Here is a 21,515-nt window from a genome sequence, read left to right on the forward strand (position 1 = left end):
TGTCTTCGTGACGACTCGGTCCGGGGCGGTCAACCGTTCGGGATGGACAAAGCTTCTCGTACCGTATTCGCCAGGACGACCGAGGCCGGCACCTCGAGAGGCGTCGTGGCAACCAGTCGATTCTTCGTGAGCGCGAAACTCAAACCGTAGTCCGGATCGGCAAACCCGTACGAACCGCCGAACCCGCTGTGGCCGAATGAATTCGACCGTCCGCCCATTGCAATCCCTTTGTCGCCCAGTAGATAACCCAAACCCTTGCGGACCGGCGCCTTGTGCGTTTGATCGTACGCATCGGTTTCCAGCGTCGTTGCCAGAGTGGTCCGCGCTGGCGGGAGTAGACGCACTCCGTCCACACCATCGCCGATCAACGACGCATAGTGTTTGGCCAAGGATCGAGCGGAGGTGATGGCACCTCCGGCAGGGACAGCTGATGCCTGAATCGACGGAGTGTTGAAGAGCTCCGCCATGATCCGAGTATCAGGGCTCGACGCGGGACCGGTCAGAACTGATTCGTCGTTCGCGAGAACCGCGATGCGGTCCCTAACCGAAGGAGGGACGCCGAAGAACAGATCCGTGATACCCAAAGGCTCGCAGATCAGTTCGGCGACGATCTGGCCGAAGGGCTTCCCGTACACGCGACTTGCTACCTCGCCGAGAACGAATCCGGAAGACAGTCCGCGGTACGCGGTCTCGCTACCCGGAGTCCACATCGCCTCGGACTCGGCCAGGCGAGCGCAGGTGCCGTCCCAGTTGTCGAGGTGAAAGTCGTGTGTTATGTCCTGGACTCCGGACGTGTGGACGAGGACCTGTCGAATAGTCGCCTCTCCCTTGCCGTTCTGTCCAAACTCCGGCCAATAGTCGCTGACCCGTGCGTCGTAGTCGAGTTCGCCGCGTTCGGCAAGCAGATGCACCGTCGTATACATGAGACCTTTGCTGCACGAGAAGATCGGGAACAAGGTGTCACTTCGGACGGGCGCACTTCGAGTGGGTTCGGTGTGCCCGGACCAGGCATCTACGATCAACTGACCGTGCTGGTACACCGCAACCTGGATGCCGAGTTGGGTGTCTGCGGCGACCATTGCGTCGAGTTCGGCCTGAACCACCCGCTGTACGTCGACAGTCATCTTTTGCGTCCCTCGTGCTGGGCGATCTCGGTACGAAAGTACTCCGAGACAACGGTGGTCAGTGATTCGAGGTACCGTTCGCCGCGTGACTCCAGTGCGGCGACGGGGTCGCCCAAGATACCGTTCACCGACAATGCTTTTGTCCCGCCGTCGAACAACGCGGTGGCAGTGTCCTTGTCGAAGCGTCCAAGGAATCCGGGCTCGGCGGCGTTCATGTCGACGAGGTCGGGTCGCAGTGCGAGGACTATCGATGTTTCGAAATCGCCGGCATGAGAACCGCAGGCCTCGGGAGAGATCGAATCCTCCTCAGCCACTGCTTCGAAAGCTGCGAGCAACTGGAGAAGATCGGTGTGCGCATGAAACCGTGTCTCGCCGATCCGGGGTCCGACTCTCTCGATCAGATGCGCGAGGGGTTCGAAGTTGCCGCCGTGGCTCGAGATGACGAGGATATTGTCGAACCCATGAGCGGCGAGACTGCGAACGTAATCTTCGACTACGTCGAGAAACGTCGCCTCGCGCAGAGAGACCGTTCCGGGAAACGACATGTGGTGCGGGGAAACTCCGAACGCGATGGTGGGCGCCACCATTGTCGCCCCGATCCGTGTGGCGACGGCAAGCGAAGTGGCAGTGCCGATCAGGGTGTCCGTGGACAGAGGCAGGTGCGGGCCGTGTTGTTCGGTCGCTCCCACCGCGAAGATGACGTTGCGGATCCCGTCGTTCATCGCCTCCTGCATCTGGGTCCACGTCATCTCCGCCATCGAGGGGGGTGCGCCGAGCGTAGGGCTCATCAGGCTGTTACCGCCGTCGCAGCGGCGTCGCGGCTTGCGTTCCGAAGGCTGTCGATCGCAAGTGCGGCGATCTTCCCGATTGCCGCGTCCACCTTGCTGTTACGCATGTAGTTGTTCTTGTCCCTCAGGAAGATCGCTACAACGTAGAGATCCTCGTCGCCGAAGTCGACGACGCCCACCTCGTTGCGAACCCCGGCAAGGAACGTGCCGGTTTTGCCGGAGATCGTCGGTCCGTCGACGTACGCGGAGGAGAGGCGGTGAGGCGCGAACTGCAGGCCCATCACTCGGCGTACTTCTGCGCAGGCTTCGGCGTCTGCAGCCTTGTCCGTCCAGATGAGGCTGAGCAGTTCGGTCATCTCACGAGGGGTACTGGTGTTACCGCCGCGCGCGTTCAACGACTCGCCTGCTGCGATGGCCGCGACGAACTCGTCCTCGGGAAGCCCGAACGGGTTGCCGGTGGAGGTGTTCTGCAAAGTTGCGTATTCATCGGTCGAGAGTTCCTGGAGAGCAAGCGAAATGATGCCTTCGCAATCGGTGGTGATGGAGGTCGAGTTCAATCCGAGCGCGCGGAGTCGGCTCATGATGTTCTCGGTACCTACCATCTCTTGCAGAATGTCAGTGGCGGTGTTGTCGCTGACCTGCATCATGAGCAGGGCCAAGTCCCGGATGGATACTTCCACGTCGTCCGTCATCGCTGAAATCCCGGAGGGCCCGATGGTGCGCCTGTCTGCAGGGACCTTGATTCGGTCGGCCAGTTGTATGCGTCCTTCGGATGCTTGGGCGGCGACCTCGAGCATGACGGGGACTTTGTAGGTCGAGGCGGTCACCGAACGTGCATCGGCGCCGGAACCGATTTCGAGGTTTCCGTCGAGGCTGCGGACGTGAAACGCAACGGTGGCGTTTGCGTCGTCACACACGTCGGCGATGGAGGCGAGGATCCTGAGGGGATTGGTGCTCATGGTATTCCGTTCCGGGGGTTGGTGTGAAGGAGAATGTTTCGGTCAAGGCAGTGACGTGTTCATGAACTCGCGGAATTGGGCGGGGCGTAAAGATGACAACGCGCCTCACCTGACGGCGTGGAATAGGTCGGGGGCGAAACCGTGTCGCAGATCGCGCCGATGCGTAGGTGACATCTCTCGTGAAAGACACAGCCGCCCGGCGGGTTGTCAGGCTTCGGGGGCTCGCCGGTGAGGATGATTCGCTCTCGCGCAGCTTCGGAGAACAGTGTCGGCGATGCCGAGGCCAATGCGCGTGTGTACGGGTGTGCGGGGTCGGTCAGAATGCTCTCGGTCGAACCGTACTCCTGCACCTGACCCAGATACAGGACGGCAACCTCGTCGCAGAAGAATCGAACGACTCCAAGATCATGACTGATGAAAAGGAAGGATGTTCCGGAGTCCTCTTGAATGTCCTTGAGGAGGTTGAGAATCTGCGCCTGCACCGAAACGTCCAGGGCGGAGACAGGTTCGTCGGCGACGATGAGTTTCGGTTTCGCTGCGACGGCGCGTGCGATCGCCACTCGCTGGCACTGCCCACCCGAAAGTTGGTGTGCGTACATGTCTCCGTACGAAGCGCTCAGTCCGGCACGGTCGAGCAAATCGTCGACGTCCTGGCGACGCGCCGAATGCCCGCCTATGCGTAGTGGTTCGGCGACGGCACGCCAGATCGGCAGCTTCGGATCTATCGATGCGCGCGGGTTCTGGAAGATCATCTGCACCGATCCCGGGGTTCGCTTGCGAGAGGACTTGCCGGTGACACGCTGCCCCAGTATTTGCAGGTTGCCACCGGACGGCTCGAGCAGGCCGGTCACAACTCGACCGAGAGTGGACTTGCCGCTTCCGCTTTCACCGACCAGTCCGAGAGACCGCCCTGCCGGGATCGACAGGTCGACGCCCCGAAGCGCCTGCACGGCGCGGCCGCCCAGACGTGTCCGGAAGGAATGGGTGATCCCTTCCAAGCGGGCCACTTCGTGTGTGGAAACTAACTGGTGTTTGGTCATCGAGCCACCTCACTTGCCAAGACGCGCTGATGTGAGCCGGTCATCGGGTGGAGACAGGCCGCGAGATTGTGTCCACTTCTTTCGAGTTCGGGCGAGCCTGAAAGGCATTCGTTGCCCGCACGGTCGCAGCGTGGGGCGAAGTGGCAACCGTGGTTTCGGTCAGACAACGGCGGCACGATCCCTCGTACCGTCTTCAAACGCCGAGCACCCGAGTTCATGCTTTCCAAACAGTCGACCAGTGCGTGCGTGTACGGATGCTCCGGTTCACGCAGTACGTTGTCGACGGATCCGGATTCGACGATCTTGCCCGCGTACATCACGTACGCCCGGTTGCAGTGTTGTGCAACCAGCCCGAGATCGTGCGAGATGAACATCATGGACATCCCCTCGTCTTCGATGAGACTGTGCAACAGATCCATGATCTGCGCTTGCACTGTTGTGTCCAATGCGGTGGTCGGCTCGTCGGCGATGAGCATCGTCGGTTCGCAGGCCAGAGCCATTGCGATGAGTACACGTTGGCGCATCCCACCGGACAATTCGAAAGGAAAGGCACCGGCGACCCGATCCGGGGCCGGAATCCCGACTCGGGCAAGCAGTTCGTGTACTCGTTTGCCTGCAATGCGTTTGGTGACCTTGTGATGTATACGTACGAGATCGCCGAGTTGTCGTTCGATGCTCACCACTGGGTTCAGCGAGGTTCCGGGGTCCTGGGGGATCATCGCAATGTCGGTGCCTCGAAGCGGGGCCAGCGCACCACGGTCGGACATGTCGAATTGCCGGCCGTCGAAGACCATCTCTCCATGTGCCGCCAGGGAGCCTTCGAGGAGGCCGAGTACGGAGTACGACGTCACTGATTTGCCGCAGCCGCTCTCACCGACCAGTGCGACGCTCTCACCCGAATTTATGTGGAAGCTGACTCCGTCCACTGGTCGCAGTGCGGGATTGTCTGCCAGTGCTACACGGAGATCCGTGATCGACAGCAGCGGTATCGTCATCGGTTGCTCCTCGGGTCGAGCGCGTGGCGAAGGCCGTCTCCACAGACCAGCAAAGTGATGACGACGAGGGCGATGGTGCATCCGGGGACTATCGACATCAAAGGCAGGTCGATGCTGTGGGTCGACCCGAGGGCGAGCATGTTGCCCAGAGACGAGGTCGGTGGCTGGATGCCGAGGCCGACGAAGCTGAGCCCGGCTTCGGCGATAACGGTGAAGGCGAAGATCAGGGTCAGCTGAACCGACACTGATTCGATCATGTTCGGCGTGACGTGCCGAACGATGATGCGCCAGGTCGGAACTCCGCTCACGGCTGCGCTGTCGATGTATTCCTCTTCACGAATCTTGAGTACGACACTGCGTGTAACCCGTGCGAGATACGGCGTGTAGCCCGCAACGAGAGCGATGACCGTACTGGTGACCCCCGCTCCCATTGCGGCGATGAGCGCCAGTGCGAGCAGCAATGAAGGCAAAGCCAGCCCGACGTCGATGACCCGGGCAATGACGGTATTCGCAATTCCACGGGTGAAGCCTGCCAGCATTCCGAGTGGTAGCCCGATGATCATGACGCCCAATGTCACTGCAGCACTGATGGCGAGTGAGGTGCGGAGTCCGAACAGTAGACGGCTCAACTGATCTCGACCCAGATCATCGGTGCCGAGGAGATGCTCACCGTTGGGTGGGGCGAGAGTCGACGTGAGATCTTGGACGTTGGGGGAGTGCGGCGCGAGTACAGGTGCGAGCACGGCAGCTGACACCAGTAGGAACAGAATGCTCCACGCCAGCTTCTGTCCGGGTAGGGAGAGAATGCGGGCCATGAATCGACGCCGCTGACGGGTTCGCGGCGCGATTGGCGAAGACGGGGAAAGCGCAGCCCCGAATGACTCAGTCATTGTCGGTCCTGACTCTGGGATCGATGAAGGAATAGACGACATCCATCAGAAGATTTACGGATACGACAACGATGACCAGCACGAGGATGCAACCCTGCACCACTGTGTAGTCGCGAGCCAAGACGGATTGAACGAGGAGCCGGCCCATGCCGGGTACGGCAAAAGCATTTTCGACGAGGAGCGCTCCACCCATCAGCGCGCCCATCTCCAGTCCGGCGATGGTCACGGTGGGAAGTAGCGCGTTCCGTAGTGCGTATCGAGAGTAAACGCGACGCTCGGGAATCCCGAATGACCTTGCCGTCCGGACGTAATCGGAGTTGAGTGTTCCGATCAAGGATGCGCGCGTGGTCTCGAAGAGCAGAGTCGACATACCGACACCCAGCGCGATGGTCGGAAGAATCATGTGTTGGAAATGCGCACCGATACCGTCACTGATCGACGAGTATCCAAACGTCGGCAAGACGTTTTGGAACGCGATGATCAACAGGAGAGCCAACCAGAAGCTGGGTACTGCGATACCCAGCGTTCCGACCAGTCGGACACTCCGGTTCGCGCGATCGCTGGTGAACCTCGAAGCGAGGACGCTCAGTGGTACCGCGACCAACAATGCGAAGCCAAGCGCATACATGCCCAGTTGGAGTGTTACGACGATGCGGTCGGACAGTAAGGTCGTCACCGAGTCGTTGAGCACCAACGACTTTCCGAGGTCGCCGCGAGCGGCGGCGGACAGCCAGTCGAAATACTGGACCACCACCGGCTTGTCGAGACCGAGTTCGGAACGAATACGTGCGATCTGCTCAGGACTGACAGATCCGCCCGGCCCGCTCACTGTGCGAGCGGGGTCCCCGGGGATCGTCCGAAGAAGTACGAACATCAGGAATGTTGCGGCGAGTCCGACGATTCCCAGTTGTGCGGCATTGACCAACAGGGTGCGCGCGATTCGACGCAGCCGGCCGGACGAGGGCGCGGGCTCTCGCTCCTTCGGCGGCATATCGGAATCAGGTACCGCTTCGATCACGCTCACTTGGCGAGCCAAACCCTCGACAGTGGATTGGTGCCACCGTCCGTGAATTCGTATCCACCGACCGATGGGCTGGTTGCGGCGATCTTCTGCGGGTACACGGTGAACGCTGCGTAGGCATTGTCCGCGATCAGCTTGGATGCCTGCTGGTACATCTGTGCCCGTTGCTGCGGATCCTGTTCGGCGCGAGCAGCGTCGAGCAGTTTGTCGAGTTCGGGATCGTTGATCGAAGAGGCGTTCAGATCGCCCTTACTGTGGAACAAGGGGTAGAGAATCTCGTCGGGATCGACGGTGGCCGTGGTCTGACCGCTGTTCATGACCGTGAAATTCTTTGCTGTGTAGATCTTCTGAGCCCAGGATCCGAACTCCTCTTTGCTCAGGTCGACCTTGATGCCGACGTTCTGGAGCTGTTCGGCAACCGCATCGGCTTCTGTCGAGAACGGAGTCTGGGTGAAGGTGCTGAACGGAACCGTCGTACCGAGGTCGAAGTTTCCGTTCTTCAGGAATTCCTTTGCCTTGTCTGTTGAAAACGTCTGTGAGGCAAGACCGGAGAGGTCCGAGTAGGCATCGCCGATTTTCGGGCTGAGGGGCCCGCTCGCCGGATCGGCGTATCCCTGGTAAATGCCCTGTGCGATACCGTCACGGTTGATCGCTGCAGAGAACCCGCGGCGTACGTCGACGTTGTCGAAAGGCTTGACCGCCTGGTTGAAACTGACGTAGTTGAACGTGTTGCTGATCGACGTCTTGATGACCGAGTTGCCTCGGCTTTTGACTTGTGCGAGTTGGGCCGGTGTCACACCGAGAACATCGAGTTCCCCGTTGACGAATGCCTGCATCGAGGTGGTCGGGTCGGGAAGGATCGAGATCTTGATCGAATCCAGGTAGTTGTCGTCAGCCCAGTAATCGTCGTTGCGGACGAGCCTGATGTACTGACCGGTCTTGTACTCCTCGAACTTGTACGGACCGGTGCCCACCGAAGCTTTGAACGGGTCGGTCTTGGCGTACTGCGTCACGGCGGTTGGGGACATCATCATCACCCGTCCACGGCGCAACGAGGCGACAAATCCACCGGCGGGGGTCGAGAGATTCATGGTTACTTCATGGGGTGCGCTGACCTCAACCGATTCCAAAGACGGCGGCAGGTTCGCACCGGTTCCATTCGGGTCGAGCAATCGATCGAGATTGAATTTGACTGCTTCGGCATCGAACGGCGTTCCGTCAGTGAACTTCACACCATCGCGGAGGGTGAAGACGTACTGCGTGGGGGAGGTCTGCTTCCAGGACGTAGCGAGTTCGGGTACCGGTTGACCGTCCTTGAAGTCGACCAGACCGTTGTACGCGAGGGTAGCGATCGATGCTGTGCCCACCGAGGTGACGGCCATTGTTCCCATGTCGAACGCAGGTGCAATCGGTTCTGCGCCGATCGAAACTCGCAGTTCACCGCCCCGCTGCGGCTCGCCGGCGGCCTCGGACGAGGCGCCGGCGTCTTTAGCTGCGCCTGAACAACCACCGAGAACCAGTGCGAGTGCAGTTGCAGTTCCCACCAGAGCGGTACGCCTCGAGAACCGCGTCATTGTCTTGTCCATCAGATCCACCTTCGGGCCGTTCGTTCGGAACGGCGGGTTCGTACGGAGCCTTGCGAGGATGCATTAGGTGTAATACCTTACCGATTGGATGTCAAGGAATTTCAGTGAACTAGCCCTGAAGTACACCCCGAGAAACGGAATCGGAAAACGATGGAAATCGAAGATCATGCAGTGGCTCCACACATCGCCCTCGCCAGGCTCGACTCGTTGATTCCCGTCGGGGTCGCCGTCGCAGCGGTGGCCAGTGCCATCACCGAACTTCACGAGGGGCGGCTCGAACAACCACCGCGAACGGTCGTGGCGGACGGCCAGTTGCTCGTGATGTCCGCACTGCATCGGACCACCCGAGACGCCGTTGTCAAGACGCTGACGATCTACGACATCGACGGAAGCAGGCGCATCGAAGGAACTGTGCTCTGGTACGACGGAGCCACCGGACTTCCGCGGTTCAGCGTGGAGGCCCACCGGTTCACCGCGCTGCGAACCGGTGCGGTCTCCGGTGTGGCAACGGACGTGCTGGCGCCCGAAAAGGTCCGGCGTCTGGCGATCCTCGGCTCCGGCGCCCAGGCCGCGACACAACTTGATTCCTGCTGCGCAGTAAGGGAATTCGAGGAGATTTCGGTATACAGCCGGACTCTCGCGCATGCACAACGCTTTGTCGACGAAGCAAAAGTGAGGCATCCAGGACTCCGGCTCTCGGTAGCAGGATCGGCAAACGAATGCGTCGGAAATGCTGACGTGGTGTGTTGCGCGACCGGCGCCACGTCACCGTTGTTCGACCTGGAAGCATTGCCGGCAAACGTCCACGTCAATGCAGTCGGATCCTTCCGTCCGTCGATGACGGAACTCCCTGCCGGGCTCATCGATGCTTCGACGGTCACCGTCCTCGACGACGTAGCCGGATGTCTGGAGGGATCGGGCGAAGTCAGGTCGGCAATCGAGCGAGAGTTCCCCATCTCCGACCTCCGATCACTGGGCGCGGTAATGGAATCCGGCGTGGAGCGTCACGGTCGCACGGTGTTCAAGTCGGTCGGGTGTGCAGCACTCGACTGGGGCGTCTGCAAAGCGATCGCCGACAGACTCGAGAGCGTCGTACTCTCCTGAGGGATGACAAGGCCTGCCCCAACGATTCGCATTGTCGGGACAGGCCTTTCGGTGATATGTGGTCGAGCTGGGAAGTGCGCTCTAGCTGGTTGCATCCTTCTGGATCAAGAGCATCGCGTCGTCGACCGGATCGAAGTACAGAGCTGGGTCGGCAACCAGTGCAGCGTCGTCACCATGAGTTTGCATGGTGACAACCCAGGCACGATCGTCGTGTTCCACGTAATAGGCACCCGCGAGGACCCCGATGGAGCTGCCGCCCTTGAATCCGCCGTAGGTGAACCATTTCGCGGACTCGTCGCTGAGCGCCGGATCTTCGGCGAGTATGTCTCGAACCGGTGCTCCGCTCTCGGTCTTCGCCATCTCTTGTAACGAGACCAACGCGGCACGCAGGTCGGCCGGACTGGCGAACCAGTCGATGTCGAAAGGCCATGCGGGGGTGGTGAATGCTGACGCCGGGATGTCCACCAGACCACCCGGCAGCGCCGCGAGTATCGCTCGACGCTCATCAGGAGTTCCGTCGCGCCAAGCGATACGTTGTGCGCCTTCGTCACCCCAGCCGAGTTGGAACAGTGCGCGGGTCGGCTTGAGCGGGATGTTGAGGGAAGGATCCGCCATGCCCATCGGCGCGAATTCGGCTTCGACCTGCTCGCGCCCGACAGCAGCGATCAACATGTCGGTGGCGGTGTTGTCGCTGATCGAGATCATCTTGCCGGCGGTTTCCCGGACCGTGACTTCAGTTCCCGATGGCAGATCCTGCAGGGTCCCACCGGGCATCGATTTGAGGTCGTCGGTGATCGTGAGTTTCTGATCCCAGGAGAGTGTCCCGTTCTCGACAGCCGCCGCGACCGCGCCGAGAACGTACAGCTTGATCGTTGACCCTGTGGGCTGGGGTGCGGTGTCGCCGACACTGAAGACTGCGGCGTTCTTTCCTTCGGTGACCTCGGTGACGGTCAGATTGGTCGGCGCGGGAAGCGCTTTGACAGCTGCCTCGAGCTCTGGCCACGATGCGGCCGGCACATGATCTTCTTTGGTCGGTGTGATCGCCATTCCGAGGATCAGCCCGTTGCCGTCGACGACGACGTTGATGTCGAACGCACCGCCGGTGGTGCTGGTGATGGAAACTGTGCCGTCGGTGTCGCCTCCCCTGTAATTCACTGTGGTCCATGGCTGTCCGGCTCGGATGGAGTCGAAGTCCGGAGGTGTCAGGACAACAGGTGCGGTGGGCCCGAAATGCTCGGCGATTCCTTCTTGGGTCAAGGGTGTGCTCGTGTTGACCGCGCTGAGAAGCCAGGTGATCTGCTTGCCGACGGCGCTGTCAGGGATCGTGACCGTTGCGGGTGCCTCGGTGGCGGAGACCTTTGTGCTGTTTTCGGAGGTTTGTGCGGAATCGGTCCCGGAAGTACATGCGGCAAGGGCGAATACCGCTGCGGAGGCAAGTGCCACCAACGTGAGTGGACGACTCTTCCTGCGTGTGTGTTCGAGATTCATGGACTTATTTCATCAGCATTCTCTTCGGCGCGCGTCCGTCTGAGGTGTAGACATACTCAGCCTGAGGTACTGAATCGCTTCATCCTGGAGTACCGTCAACCACTTGTAGTGGTGACACGCACCTTGCAGCTGGACAAATGGGAGAAAGGCTGCACTCGAGAAACTTTCGTGATGACTGAGAGAGCTAGTTCTTGGTCGCGGCCAAAAAGGAGGGTTGCGTTGACAGCGCTGCGATTTCTTCGGGGAGTTCGGGGATCCGGCGATCGTACAGTTCTGCCAACTCGACCGAGCTGAAGCGTCGGACAGTCCAATTGTGTTCAGCCAACCACTGGCCCGGATCGGATCGCTTGTCGCTGTAGAACAGTTGCGAAATGTCCAGGTCTCCGAACGGGTCCTTGGCGAAGTACTTGGATCTGATGGCCGCAAGCTTGCTCGGGTCGGTTCCGGCCGGAAAGTCGTTCACCGCCAAGCGACTACCGGTGGCCGAGAGTTTGTCGATCCGCTCGAACAGGGCGTCGTGGGCCGGGCCGGGGAGATAGGCGAGCAGGCCTTCCGCCGACCAGGCCGTGGGTTCGTTCGGGTCGAAACCAGCCGCCTCGAGTGCGGCCGGCCAGTCGTTTCGCAGATCAGTAGGCACAGTGCGTCTATCGGTCTTCGGCTGGGCGTCGTGCGCCGCGAGCACTTCGGCTTTGAACTCCAGCACCTTTGGCTGATCCACTTCGAATACCGTCGATCCTGAGCTCCAATCCAGCCGGTACGCACGCGAATCCAACCCTGCTGCAACGATTACCGCCTGCCTTACTCCGGATTCGGTTGACGACGAGAAGAATTCGTCGAAGAACCTGGTTCGCAACCCCATGAAACCGCCGAAGGGGGTGTCCTCGAGGAGCGTGGGATCTTTCAGAAGAGCTGTGAAATGCGGCTCGGATGCAGCTTCTACGAACCACGATGCGAACTTGTCTTCGATGATCGCGTCCGGACGGGTGCTCTCCAGTGCTCGGAACGTTGCCACTGCCAGCGCAGTAAGTCCGACGCTACTGACGATGTCCCACGTATCTCCATCGCTCCGCATTGTCTGGGTGTCCTTCCGCTCTTGACGACTGAGCCGAACTCTCTCGACCCTACGCCCGTGTGACCCCTCGTCGCCTGGAACGGAACGGTCGGACTTGGAGCAGCAAATACACGCTGACCGGATCGAAAAATTCTGCAGTGCAAGGCGTTCGGTTTGAATCAGCATCCTGCCAGGAATTTGCCAGGTCAGTGCCAGTGAGCGGCAAGGATGCAGGACTTCACTGGTGTGTGCCTCAGGGCTGAGAGAGAGCCTCGAGAATCCTTCGGGCAGGGGATTGATCGTGGCATGACCATCCGCCGGAACCACTTCGTGGGACCGTTCGGTTCCAGTTGATCTCTCGGACCGCACAACGAATGTCCCGTCGAGAAAGAGAGATGTGAGCCCATGTTGCAGGAAGGCTCGCTGGATGTATTGGCCGCCGCGGCGCGGAGCGGTAGCCGTGAGTCCATGGCCAGTTTGTATGCGGCGTTTCATCCGATGGTTGTGCTGCGGTGCCGCGCCGAGCTTGATCAGGCCGTTTCCGATTCCGCCGCGGATGCCGCGTGCGTCGCCGTTCTCACGGCAGTGTGCGACGGATCGGAGACGTATCAGCCTTTTCTACGCGTGCTGTACGCGAGTACAAGCATCGCGATTGCTCGGGCGGCATCCGACGGGTTCAGCGGTGGATCGCTCCCGCCTCCGACAACGCTCCCGATTGTCGAACGCGATGTCCTGGTGTTGCGGCTGATCGTCGGGCTCGATACAAAGGCGACCGCAACGTCGCTTGCCCGTACGACAGACGAGGTGTCGCTCAACCTGCATCGGGCGCTGCGGCGACTGCGAAAGTTGTCTTCTCCGAATGCAATCAGGGAGAGCTTGGTATTCCCCTGAGGGCGTTCGGAATGCGCAGATTCGGGCGGGAACGGATCCCTCCCTTACTGGCCGGCGATGTATTCGATCGACGGGCCGGCAGTCCAACCGCCGTCGACGGCGATCTCGGAACCCGTTGTGTACGAGGCATCGTCGGAAAGCAGGTAGGTGACCGCGCCGACCAACTCCTCCGGGCGACCGACACGGCGATACGGATTGTTGGGGAATGCGCCCTCTTCGAGGCTGATACCCGTCGGTGCAGTCATGGGCGTCAGGACCATGCCGGGGTGAACCGAGTTGACCCGGATCTTGTCGCGGCCGAGTTCGACGGCGGCGATCTTGCTCAGCCCACGCACGCCCCACTTGGCTGCGCCGTAACCGCTGGTCAGAGCCATGCCCATCAGGCCGGCGGCCGAGGAGATGTTCACGATGGATCCGCCGCCGGCTGCCTTCATGAACGGCACCACCGTGTGGATACCGGTGTGCACGGACACCAGGTTGATCTGGATGATGCGCTGGAACGTCTCGAGTGGTTCCTCGGCGACTGTCTGGCCGGACGCCGAGATTCCGGCGTTGTTGACCAAACCGTTGATCGCGCCGAACTCGGATACCGCGTACTCGGCGGCGGACTTCCAAGACGCTGGATCAGTGACGTCGAGGTGAACGTAACGCGCTGCGTCGCCGAGAGATTCGGCCACTGCTCGACCGTCGTCGTCGAGTAGGTCGCCGATGACGACGCGGCCGTTGCCCGCGACGATGCCGCGGGCAAACGCCTCGCCCAGGCCGCGTGCGCCGCCGGTGACGAGAACGATTTTTCCGGAGAGATCCTGAGTCATGATTGTTCCTTACCTGTAGGTGTTGCGAGATATGGCTTCGAGAACGCCCCGAGCGCGCGGGTGATGGCCTCGGGTGCGGGCGTCCGGAGGTCTGCCATCTCACGCAGTGCGGCGACTACCGCAAGTGTTGCCTGGCCCGAAGCCGCTGTGGTGTCGAGCGAGGTTTCCGGACGGTCGATCAGGCGTGCGACTTCTGGGCGGATCAGTTCCATCGTCTCGAAAGTTGCTGATTCCCAAACTCTCCGGAGTGCCGCATCACCGAAGATGATGGGCATCAGTGACCGGGTCATCGGCTCGAAGGACTCGCCGACCGATGCGATAAAAGCATTCTTCACAGCCGCTGCGAGCCCGAATTCGCGGGCTTGCGCGCTGAGTGCGGTGGCCAGACTGCGGTTTCCCTCGTCGAGCATCGGCCAGATGCTCTCCTCTTTGGTGGCGAAGCAACGGTAGAACGTTCGCTCGGAGATTTCTGCCCGCTCGGCGAGCTCCGCGATGGTCGCCGAAGTGTCGCCGCGTTCGACGAAAGCGGCAGCACAACTCTGCGAGACGCGGAGAAGTAGTGCAGTGCGGCGGGCTGTTGCCATATCCGCACTGTACCAAAAGTGGCAGAAACTGCCACAAATGGTGTCGGCCGGTCAGCCGACGTTGCCTTCGATTCCGGAAACCTCCTGCTCAACTGCGTTCTTGAGGTTCAGGAGCGTCTTGCGGATGTTGCCGCGCTGAAAGTCGGCGAAGGTTTTTCCTCCGGTGGCAATTTTGTCGAACATGTCGGCGGCGAAGTCCGGCCAGCCGCGCCTGTCGTCGGTCCACGTTTCGGTAACTCGGGTTCCGTCGGGCACCGGCGAGAATCGGTACTGCCAGGTTGCGATAGAGGCGGGGATCCGGGGAGTACTGAGGCCGATCTTGTGAACACGGAATTCGAAGAGCTTCCCGGCCTCGGCAGCGGTGACTGTGCATCGCGTGGTCCACTGCGCGCGCCCACGCTTGTTGTGCCCGTCGAACTCCATGCCCAGGAAAGCGCTTTCGCGGTCTCCCCGCAAGGTTGCGCCTATGTTTTCGGGACTCCAGGCACCCATACGAGTGGGATCGCTGATGACCTCGTAGAGGGAAAGCGCGTCGGAGCTGACGACGATGCTGTCGGAGACGGTAAGTTCGCGAGCCATTTCGGTTTCAGGTTCTTTCTGTCCAGCGTGTGTGAGGTGGTATGACGATCGGTGGTTTCGCGAACAAGATGAGGACGTGGCGGATGAACCGTCGACCTGATCGGCGTTGAACTACAGGTGCGGTTTCAGTTGGATCTTGACCGCGCCTTCCTGCTTCTTCTGGAAGATCTCGTAGGCGTGTGGCGCCTGATCGAGCGGCAGCTGATGGGTGGAAAAGGTGTCGACACCGAGTGGGTCGTCGTCAGTGAGCAGGGGCATGATGTCCTCTACCCACTTCTTGACGTTCGCCTGGCCCATCCTGAGCTGAATCTGCTTGTCGAACATGGTCATCAGCGGCAGCGGATCAACCATTCCGCCGTAGACACCGATCAAAGAAATGGTTCCGCCGCGCCGAACGATGTCGATGGCCGAATAGACAGCGCCAAGGCGATCGATTCCTGCGTTACGCATCGCAGGCGCGGCAAGAGCATCGGGAAGGAGTCCGACGAACTGCTGCGCGAGCTTTCCGATCGGAGACCCGTGCGCTTCCATACCGACAGCGTCGATCACCGAATCGGTTCCGCGGCCGTTTGTCGCGTCTCTGATGGCATCGCCGATCTTGCTGCCGTAGTCGTCCAGGTTGAGGGTCTCGATGCCGCGTTCGGCAAGGCGCGCAAGGCGTTCGGGTACACGGTCCACACCGATTACTCGAAACCCCTTGTGGTGGGCGATACGAGCCGCCATGTCACCGATCGGTCCGAGGCCGAGGATTGTCACGGACCCACCCGGCGGAATGTCGGCGTATTCGACCGACTGCCAAGCGGTGGGGAGCACGTCGGAGAGGTAGACGAATCGCGAATCCGCGGGACCTTCGGGAACTTTGATGTGTGTGAAATGTGCTTGCGGTACTCGGAGGTACTCAGCCTGCCCGCCGGGCACCGAGCCGTAGAGCTCGGAGAAGCCGAACAATGCTGCGCCCGTTCCCTGATCGCGGACCTGCGTCGTCTCGCACTGTGTGTAGAGGCTCGAATCGCACATGAAACAGTTGCCACACGAGATCTGGAACGGAATCACGACGCGGTCACCTATCTCGAGATTCGTGACTTCCGAACCGACTTCTTCGACGATTCCCATCGGTTCATGGCCGAGAATGTCGCCGGCATTCATGAACGCACCCAGAGTCTCGTACAGGTGCAGATCGGATCCGCAGATATTCGTCGTGGTGACCTTGATGATCGCGTCGGTGGGTTCGACGATCTTCGGGTCCGGAACCGTATCGACGCTTACTTTCCGTTTGCCTTGCCAAGTCACTGCGCGCACTGGGATCGACCTCTCATCGTGGAAATGCTGTTCGCAGTCACCTGCCCGAAAGCACTGAAATGCAAACAAAATCGGTGAGGGTTGCGAGAAGTCCTGAGCGCGTTAGATTGAGATGGAGCTGGGTCCCGGTCTCTTTGCACCGGCTCCAGGACTGAGACGACGAGATGATGAGGACGATCGCATGACCGACAAAGACGACAACGACCAGTCGCCCAAGGGTGGGCACCCAGGACCCGTGGACAAGGGCGGCGACGGGGGAATGGCAACGCGAGAACAGGCGCCTGAACTGGTCGAGGAGACCTCCGGCGAGAAGTCTGACGACGAGTAGTTTCCTTTTACTCCGCGTTGGGTAACAACGGGGATAGGCCGCATCGGACCGTCCCGGAATCAATGCGGGCGAGGTTCCTCGAGGTTGAGCAGCCAGCCACGGGAACCGCCTTGAGCAGATCCCTCAACCCTGTTGTCATTCAACCCTGTAACAGCACGTGATCGAATCGGGTCCGCAGTAGTGTCGGGACCCGGAAGTCGTCAAGCGTTCGAACTATCAACTGCTCGGCAACATCCCGGAGTTTCACGTTGGTCTCTTGAGAACGCCACACGAGTATGTCGAAGGCGCGATCGGCCGAAATGCCGTAGATCACCATGAGCATGCCTTTGGCTTGCTCGATTACTCCGCGAGAAGCGGTGATTTCGTTGACCAGCACGTCGACAGACGCTTTCACCGTGCTGTCGAGGGTTTCGGTGACGTCGATGTAGAAGCCTGAGCTGCCGACCACGGCACCCGACTCGTCCACGACGCTGTCGCCGACGACGATTACCGAGTGAGTATCCCCTGCAGTGTCGATGATGCGGTGGCGGCTGCTGAACGGTCCGCCTGAAGTGCGGATGGCGTGCAGTGTCTGGGCAACGTGTCTTCGGTCGTCGGGATGCTTGTGCGAGAGCATCAATTCTGTCGTCGGAGCTACTTGGTCGGGTTCGTATCCGTGAATCCGTGCAACTTCGTCCGACCACTCCCACCGGTCGCCGTTGCGGTGATAGAGAAAGCCGCCCACCCGGTGTGGAGCCCCCGATCCTGACGTTCGCCCCAACCCGTCCTCGTTCACCACACACGCCCCCTCGTTCTCGACCTCGTCCCAACCGGCGTACTCGCCAGTTAGTTATATCGGACAAATCCGGCGGAGGTGGTGTCGGTCCCATATTTCGGAGCATCGTCTGGATCGCTACCGCATGGGTCGGGGAAACCGGCGCTCAGAGTACTTGGCGACGGTCCCACGTCACTCGCGGTTGAAACAGTGTTGCCGCTCTGTCCATTCGGTGATCGCCGCCGCGATGGCCGCAGGCTGATCCTCGGGGGCGAGATGTCCTGCGGGACCGCACTGTTCCACCTCGAGATTTGCGATATTCGATCGGCTCCACGTGACTTCGTCAGGTCCGATCATGAGAAGTTCTGCGGGGCCGCTGAAGGTGAGAAGAAGTTTGGGTACGTCGGTGCTTTCTGCGAGCCAATCGCTGTACGCCGCCACACGTGCATTCACGTCACCGGGAGTTCCTTCGATGGGGAAGGATCGTGGCCACTCGAGAAGGGGTCGGCGACTCTCTCGTGACGGATAAGGGGAGCGATAGGCCTCGGCATCGGTTTCGGTCATTTCACCGAGAACCGTTCTGTGAAGCGCTATTTCGAGAAAGAAGTTCTCGTCGAGTACCTTCGTCTCTCCTGTGTCGGAGTCCCTCAGAGCTTCCACCCGTGCCCGTGCCTCTCCCGGGAAGTGTTCGTCCCAGGTCATCGGACGAAGGATCGTTTCGAAGAAGGCCACACCTCGGACGCGATCGGGGTGGCGGGCAGCCCAGTCCAGTGCAAGTGCCCCGCCCCAGTCGTGTCCGACGAGTACGACGTCGTCGAGTTCCATCTGGTCGAACCAGGCGTCGAGGTAGCGGGCGGTGTCGAGGAAGCCGTAGTTGATTGGCGGTTTGCCTGACTGCCCCATTCCGATGAGGTCAGGGGCAAGTGCGCGGCCTAGATTTCCTATCTGCGGCAGGATGTTTCGCCACAAGTGCGAGGATGTGGGGTTTCCGTGGATGAGTACGAAGGGTGGTCCTTCGCCGCGCGAGCGGTAGGCCATGGTCGAGTCGAGCACGGGAATTGTGGGCATTGCGACTCCTCAAATAGTTTCCATATACTCTAATTGAGATAGTAGCCATGTATTCTATTTGTATGCAAGATCGAGAAACATGGACGACAGGGTCGCTGGTGTGGCACCTTGGCTTGCGCTGGCGGGCGGGGGTTGACCGAGCGATCGCGCACCTGGGGTTGACTCACGCCCAGTATTCAGTGCTCGCGTCTCTGCATGGTCTGGTGAGTACGGGGGAGGGGCCGAGTCAGCGAGAACTCTCAGCGCACACAGGATTGCAGCGAATCTACATATCCAAGCTCGTGCGAGCGTTGGAGAAGAGCGGGTTTGTCGTCAGTGAACGCGATAGTCGCGATGCGCGAGCCGTTCGCCTCGATCTCAGTGACGAGGGCAAACGAGTCATAGAGCTCGCTATAGACATTGTCCGCCAGTTGGATGCAAAGAATACGGAAGTGCTGACGAAAACCGGAGGGCGGGAACTCGCCGAGCTCCACCGCGCCCTTGCCGCGTTACTCGACGCCACCGAAGCGGGAGATGAATGAAGTCCGACTACTTATTTGGCGCTACGTTCGGCAACGACGGCAGCGGGTTCGGGTGAGCCGGCCGGCTGGGGCCTGAGGCTGTCGGCACCGATGTTGTAGACGTCACTCGTCGTGGCGAGGGAGTTGGACGTGGTGGACGAGGGAAGCCCGGCGCGCCAGTTGACGATTGGATTCAGAACGCCGAACGGGCCACATCCGGAAGCTGTCGGGACCGCGAAGGGCTGTCCGGTGTGCCCGGTGTTTCGAACGACGGCAGTATCCGGGAAACCTGGAACCTCTTCGAGGACACCGTATTCGGTCACATCCAAGTTGAGTTGGACGGGGTTGTTGTCCGAGCCCAGGTAGCATTTGCCGCCGAGGAGAGGGTTCGCGATCTTCAGTTTGACGGGTAGTTTCACACCAAGCTGAAATGCGTCCACGGTGGGGAGTGCAGACGTCGACTCTACGGTGGCCGAAGCCTTGTTCAGTCCGAAGAGATTGTTGAATGGCAGGTCGATTCCGAGTGCGCCCCCGGGGATGTCGATGGGTTTGGCGTAGATCCCCCGACTGTTGTCGTTCGGCGGGATGAATACTTGGTCGAATCCGAATTCAGCCTCTGGATTCTCCCGGTATGCAACTCCGCCTGCGATGCGCATCGCCCCGGCGGGAATGCTGACGGAAAGCTTGCCGATCTTCATGTTTCCGCCGGTGACCGTGACGTCCATACAGGTGCTGGTCTCGGGATTGTCGATCGGACATGAATCCCAACCGCCGAAGGGGATCTCCGCTGCCGGGGCGGCTCCTGCAGTGCTTGCTGACATGCTTCCCGCCGCAGCGGCGGTGGCGAACACAGTTGCGGTGGCGAGTGCGCCGAAAAGCCCACGCGACGTCGAACGTCGGGACATGTATTTCTCCTTTGGGTACAACCGACCAGTCGGGATTGTGATGATGAGTGACGGTAGTCACGTGTGACTTGGATGTACAGACAATTTGAAACAATTCCGACAAAAGTATTACTGCGATCGCCTCCGCTACTACTTGTGGCTGTGAGGATGGAAATTTGTTGCAGTGCTCTGTGTCTCGTCATCACCCGCGAATCGCTGTGAGGTGCTTCGACCCGAAAAGGCGTTCGTCGACGGGAATATCGGACTCCTGTCGAAATCGAGGGGGCAATGTTTTGTCGGAGTCACCAATGTGGGAAGTCAGGGCGAGTAACTTTGTCGAACAGCGGCTGATCGGTACTCCGGGCAGCCGCCCGAGAGAACGGATCGCCATGACGCTGATGCTGCCGCTCGACTCGATGTTCCTTCTGATGGAGTCACGGGAGCATCCCATGCACGTCGGTGGCCTGTCGCTTTTCGTTCCGCCGGAAGGGGACGACGGCGAATTCGCAAGATCGCTCTACCGTTCGCTCACCGACGTCGACTCGATTCGCCCACTCTTTCGCCGCAAGCCGGTGCAGTTCTTGTCGAACTTCGCGCCGGTGCGTTGGACGGAGGACGAGGACGTCGATCTCGAATATCACGTCCGGTTGCTCGCGCTGCCCAAGCCGGGGCGAGTCCGCGAGTTGCTCGAGCTGACCTCCATGCTCCACGGCACGCTGCTCGATCGGCATCGGCCGCTGTGGGAGGCGTACGTGATCGAAGGTCTCGCCGACGGCCGAGTTGCCGTGTACATGAAGACGCACCACGCGCTCATGGATGGTGTGTCTGCTGTTCAGGCGTGGTACCGCAGCCTCTCGTCGGATCCGCACGATCGACATTCGATGCCTCCATGGGCGCAACGACCTTCTTCGGGGCGAGTTCGTGCCGGTCGCTGGCTGGACCTGCAGAGGCGGGTGGGCTCCGTGATCGAGACTGTGCAAGATGTGGTCGGGGTCGGCCCTGCGATAGTGAACGCCGCTGCCTCGGCAGTGAAGGACCACGTCGCACCGTTGCCGTTTGCTGCCCCGAAATCGATCTTCAACGTCCCGATCACCGGAGCGAGGCGTGTCGCCGCGCAGTCGTGGCCGATCGAGCGCCTGCGCAAGGTCAGCTGCGTTGCAGACGTGACGCTCAACGATGCGGTGTTGGCAATGTGCGCGGGTGCGCTACGGCGATACCTGATCGAACTGGACGAGTTGCCGGACAAACCGTTGATCGCGATGGTGCCGGTATCCCTTCGCAAAGGCGAAGAGGGTGAGGCTTCCGGCAATGCCGTAGGTGCGGTGTTGTGTGATCTGGCAACCGAATTGGCAGATCCGGCGGCCCGACTTCAGAGAGTTCACGACTCGATGAGTAGCGCCAAGTCCCTGATGTCGGGCCTGACGCCCCTGCAGATCACGGCGCTCAGTGCATTGAACGTCGCGGGTCTCGGGCTGCCGCTGATCCCTGGTTCATCCCGACTGATCACTGGGCGTCCAGTCTTCAATCTGGTGATTTCCAACGTCCCCGGCCCGACAACGACGCGCTATTGGAATGGCGCGAAACTCGAGAGCTGTTACCCGGCATCGATTCCGTTGGACGGGCAGGCGATGAACATCACCGTCATCGGCTACGCGGACACCATGCAGTTCGGGCTCGTCGGCTGCCGCCGCAATGTTCCGCACTTGCAGCGGCTCCTCGGCCATCTCGAGGAATCCTTGAGTGAGCTCGAAGCCGCCGCAGGTTGAA

22 protein-coding genes are annotated in these 21,515 nt (G+C 60.6%); 5 read left to right on the forward strand and 17 right to left on the reverse strand.

The genetic code is table 11. The features are described 5' to 3' along the window. Positions 1-29 precede the first annotated feature (29 nt). The 8 genes from P3G66_RS12015 to P3G66_RS12050 are packed head-to-tail and all read right to left on the reverse strand — an operon-like array spanning position 30 to position 8,403. Positions 30-1,124, reverse strand: a complete 1,095-nt coding sequence (locus tag P3G66_RS12015; protein WP_065456069.1) for a serine hydrolase domain-containing protein — start codon at positions 1,122-1,124, stop codon at positions 30-32. After that, positions 1,121-1,912 (reverse strand): creatininase family protein, encoded by a 792-nt coding sequence (locus tag P3G66_RS12020; RefSeq protein ID WP_276116578.1) that lies wholly within the window; start codon positions 1,910-1,912, stop codon positions 1,121-1,123. Before P3G66_RS12020 ends, P3G66_RS12015 begins: the two co-directional genes overlap by 4 nt. Then, entirely contained in the window at positions 1,912-2,871 is a 960-nt protein-coding gene (locus P3G66_RS12025; RefSeq protein ID WP_003945892.1) for a serine hydrolase, read from the reverse strand. Before P3G66_RS12025 ends, P3G66_RS12020 begins: the two co-directional genes overlap by 1 nt. Positions 2,872-2,930: 59 nt before the next feature. Next, the gene (locus P3G66_RS12030) at positions 2,931-3,911 is read right to left on the reverse strand and encodes an oligopeptide/dipeptide ABC transporter ATP-binding protein (protein WP_276116579.1); all 981 of its coding nucleotides are present in this window, start codon (positions 3,909-3,911) and stop codon (positions 2,931-2,933) included. After that, positions 3,908-4,906 carry an ABC transporter ATP-binding protein gene (locus P3G66_RS12035; protein ID WP_276116580.1) on the reverse strand — a complete coding sequence of 333 codons (999 nt, stop codon included), beginning with the start codon at positions 4,904-4,906 and terminating at the stop codon, positions 3,908-3,910. The genes P3G66_RS12030 and P3G66_RS12035 overlap by 4 nt, the downstream gene beginning before the upstream one ends. Beyond that, positions 4,903-5,796, reverse strand: a complete 894-nt coding sequence (locus P3G66_RS12040) for an ABC transporter permease (protein ID WP_276116581.1) — start codon at positions 5,794-5,796, stop codon at positions 4,903-4,905. Before P3G66_RS12040 ends, P3G66_RS12035 begins: the two co-directional genes overlap by 4 nt. Then, on the reverse strand, positions 5,789-6,820 hold the full coding sequence (locus P3G66_RS12045) for an ABC transporter permease (RefSeq protein WP_276116582.1): 1,032 nt from the start codon (positions 6,818-6,820) through the stop codon (positions 5,789-5,791). The genes P3G66_RS12040 and P3G66_RS12045 overlap by 8 nt, the downstream gene beginning before the upstream one ends. Next, entirely contained in the window at positions 6,817-8,403 is a 1,587-nt protein-coding gene (locus tag P3G66_RS12050) for an ABC transporter substrate-binding protein (RefSeq protein WP_276116583.1), read from the reverse strand. The genes P3G66_RS12045 and P3G66_RS12050 overlap by 4 nt, the downstream gene beginning before the upstream one ends. A 150-nt stretch (positions 8,404-8,553) precedes the next feature. Here P3G66_RS12050 and P3G66_RS12055 point away from each other — a divergent pair, with 150 nt between their 5' ends. Further along, complete coding sequence (locus P3G66_RS12055) at positions 8,554-9,507, forward strand: hypothetical protein (protein ID WP_276116584.1); 954 nt, start codon at positions 8,554-8,556, stop codon at positions 9,505-9,507. Positions 9,508-9,588: 81 nt separating this feature from the next. On the opposite strand, the gene P3G66_RS12060 is transcribed toward P3G66_RS12055, so the two are convergent. Continuing rightward, positions 9,589-10,995: a serine hydrolase gene (locus P3G66_RS12060; RefSeq protein ID WP_276116585.1), complete on the reverse strand. Its 1,407-nt coding sequence runs from the start codon at positions 10,993-10,995 to the stop codon at positions 9,589-9,591. A gap of 184 nt (positions 10,996-11,179) precedes the next feature. Beyond that, a complete protein-coding gene (locus tag P3G66_RS12065) occupies positions 11,180-12,067 on the reverse strand; it encodes a class I SAM-dependent methyltransferase (RefSeq protein ID WP_276116586.1) in 888 nt (295 codons plus the stop codon). 384 nt (positions 12,068-12,451) lie between these two features. Here P3G66_RS12065 and P3G66_RS12070 point away from each other — a divergent pair, with 384 nt between their 5' ends. Continuing rightward, the gene (locus tag P3G66_RS12070; RefSeq protein WP_276116587.1) at positions 12,452-12,937 is read left to right on the forward strand and encodes an RNA polymerase subunit sigma; all 486 of its coding nucleotides are present in this window, start codon (positions 12,452-12,454) and stop codon (positions 12,935-12,937) included. Between the two features lie 44 nt (positions 12,938-12,981). Here P3G66_RS12070 and P3G66_RS12075 read toward each other — a convergent pair whose 3' ends face one another. The 4 genes from P3G66_RS12075 to P3G66_RS12090 all read right to left on the reverse strand — a co-directional run bounded on the left by P3G66_RS12075 (position 12,982) and on the right by P3G66_RS12090 (position 16,214). Further along, positions 12,982-13,752, reverse strand: a complete 771-nt coding sequence (locus tag P3G66_RS12075) for a glucose 1-dehydrogenase (protein ID WP_003945779.1) — start codon at positions 13,750-13,752, stop codon at positions 12,982-12,984. Further along, the gene (locus P3G66_RS12080; protein ID WP_276116588.1) at positions 13,749-14,336 is read right to left on the reverse strand and encodes a TetR/AcrR family transcriptional regulator; all 588 of its coding nucleotides are present in this window, start codon (positions 14,334-14,336) and stop codon (positions 13,749-13,751) included. The genes P3G66_RS12075 and P3G66_RS12080 overlap by 4 nt, the downstream gene beginning before the upstream one ends. A 51-nt stretch (positions 14,337-14,387) precedes the next feature. Further along, entirely contained in the window at positions 14,388-14,915 is a 528-nt protein-coding gene (locus P3G66_RS12085; RefSeq protein ID WP_054187956.1) for an SRPBCC family protein, read from the reverse strand. Between the two features lie 111 nt (positions 14,916-15,026). Continuing rightward, complete coding sequence (locus P3G66_RS12090; protein ID WP_042452468.1) at positions 15,027-16,214, reverse strand: zinc-dependent alcohol dehydrogenase; 1,188 nt, start codon at positions 16,212-16,214, stop codon at positions 15,027-15,029. Between the two features lie 181 nt (positions 16,215-16,395). Here P3G66_RS12090 and P3G66_RS12095 point away from each other — a divergent pair, with 181 nt between their 5' ends. After that, positions 16,396-16,542: a hypothetical protein gene (locus tag P3G66_RS12095; protein ID WP_164490549.1), complete on the forward strand. Its 147-nt coding sequence runs from the start codon at positions 16,396-16,398 to the stop codon at positions 16,540-16,542. A 139-nt stretch (positions 16,543-16,681) separates the two neighbouring features. On the opposite strand, the gene P3G66_RS12100 is transcribed toward P3G66_RS12095, so the two are convergent. Together P3G66_RS12100 and P3G66_RS12105 are read right to left on the reverse strand one after the other, a co-directional pair. Continuing rightward, positions 16,682-17,320, reverse strand: coding sequence for a PAS and ANTAR domain-containing protein (locus tag P3G66_RS12100; protein ID WP_037132380.1), 639 nt, complete (start codon positions 17,318-17,320; stop codon positions 16,682-16,684). Positions 17,321-17,488: 168 nt separating this feature from the next. After that, a complete protein-coding gene (locus tag P3G66_RS12105) occupies positions 17,489-18,364 on the reverse strand; it encodes a haloalkane dehalogenase (RefSeq protein WP_276116589.1) in 876 nt (291 codons plus the stop codon). Positions 18,365-18,426: 62 nt separating this feature from the next. Here P3G66_RS12105 and P3G66_RS12110 point away from each other — a divergent pair, with 62 nt between their 5' ends. After that, positions 18,427-18,885 (forward strand): MarR family transcriptional regulator, encoded by a 459-nt coding sequence (locus P3G66_RS12110; RefSeq protein WP_276116590.1) that lies wholly within the window; start codon positions 18,427-18,429, stop codon positions 18,883-18,885. Positions 18,886-18,896: 11 nt separating this feature from the next. Here P3G66_RS12110 and P3G66_RS12115 read toward each other — a convergent pair whose 3' ends face one another. After that, positions 18,897-19,769, reverse strand: a complete 873-nt coding sequence (locus tag P3G66_RS12115) for a hypothetical protein (protein WP_276116591.1) — start codon at positions 19,767-19,769, stop codon at positions 18,897-18,899. A 368-nt stretch (positions 19,770-20,137) separates the two neighbouring features. Here P3G66_RS12115 and P3G66_RS12120 point away from each other — a divergent pair, with 368 nt between their 5' ends. Beyond that, entirely contained in the window at positions 20,138-21,514 is a 1,377-nt protein-coding gene (locus P3G66_RS12120; protein ID WP_276116607.1) for a wax ester/triacylglycerol synthase family O-acyltransferase, read from the forward strand. The last annotated feature ends 1 nt before the right edge of the window (position 21,515 follow it).

The organism is Rhodococcus sp. C3V, from assembly GCF_029269915.1.
GTDB lineage: Bacteria > Actinomycetota > Actinomycetes > Mycobacteriales > Mycobacteriaceae > Rhodococcus_F > Rhodococcus_F qingshengii.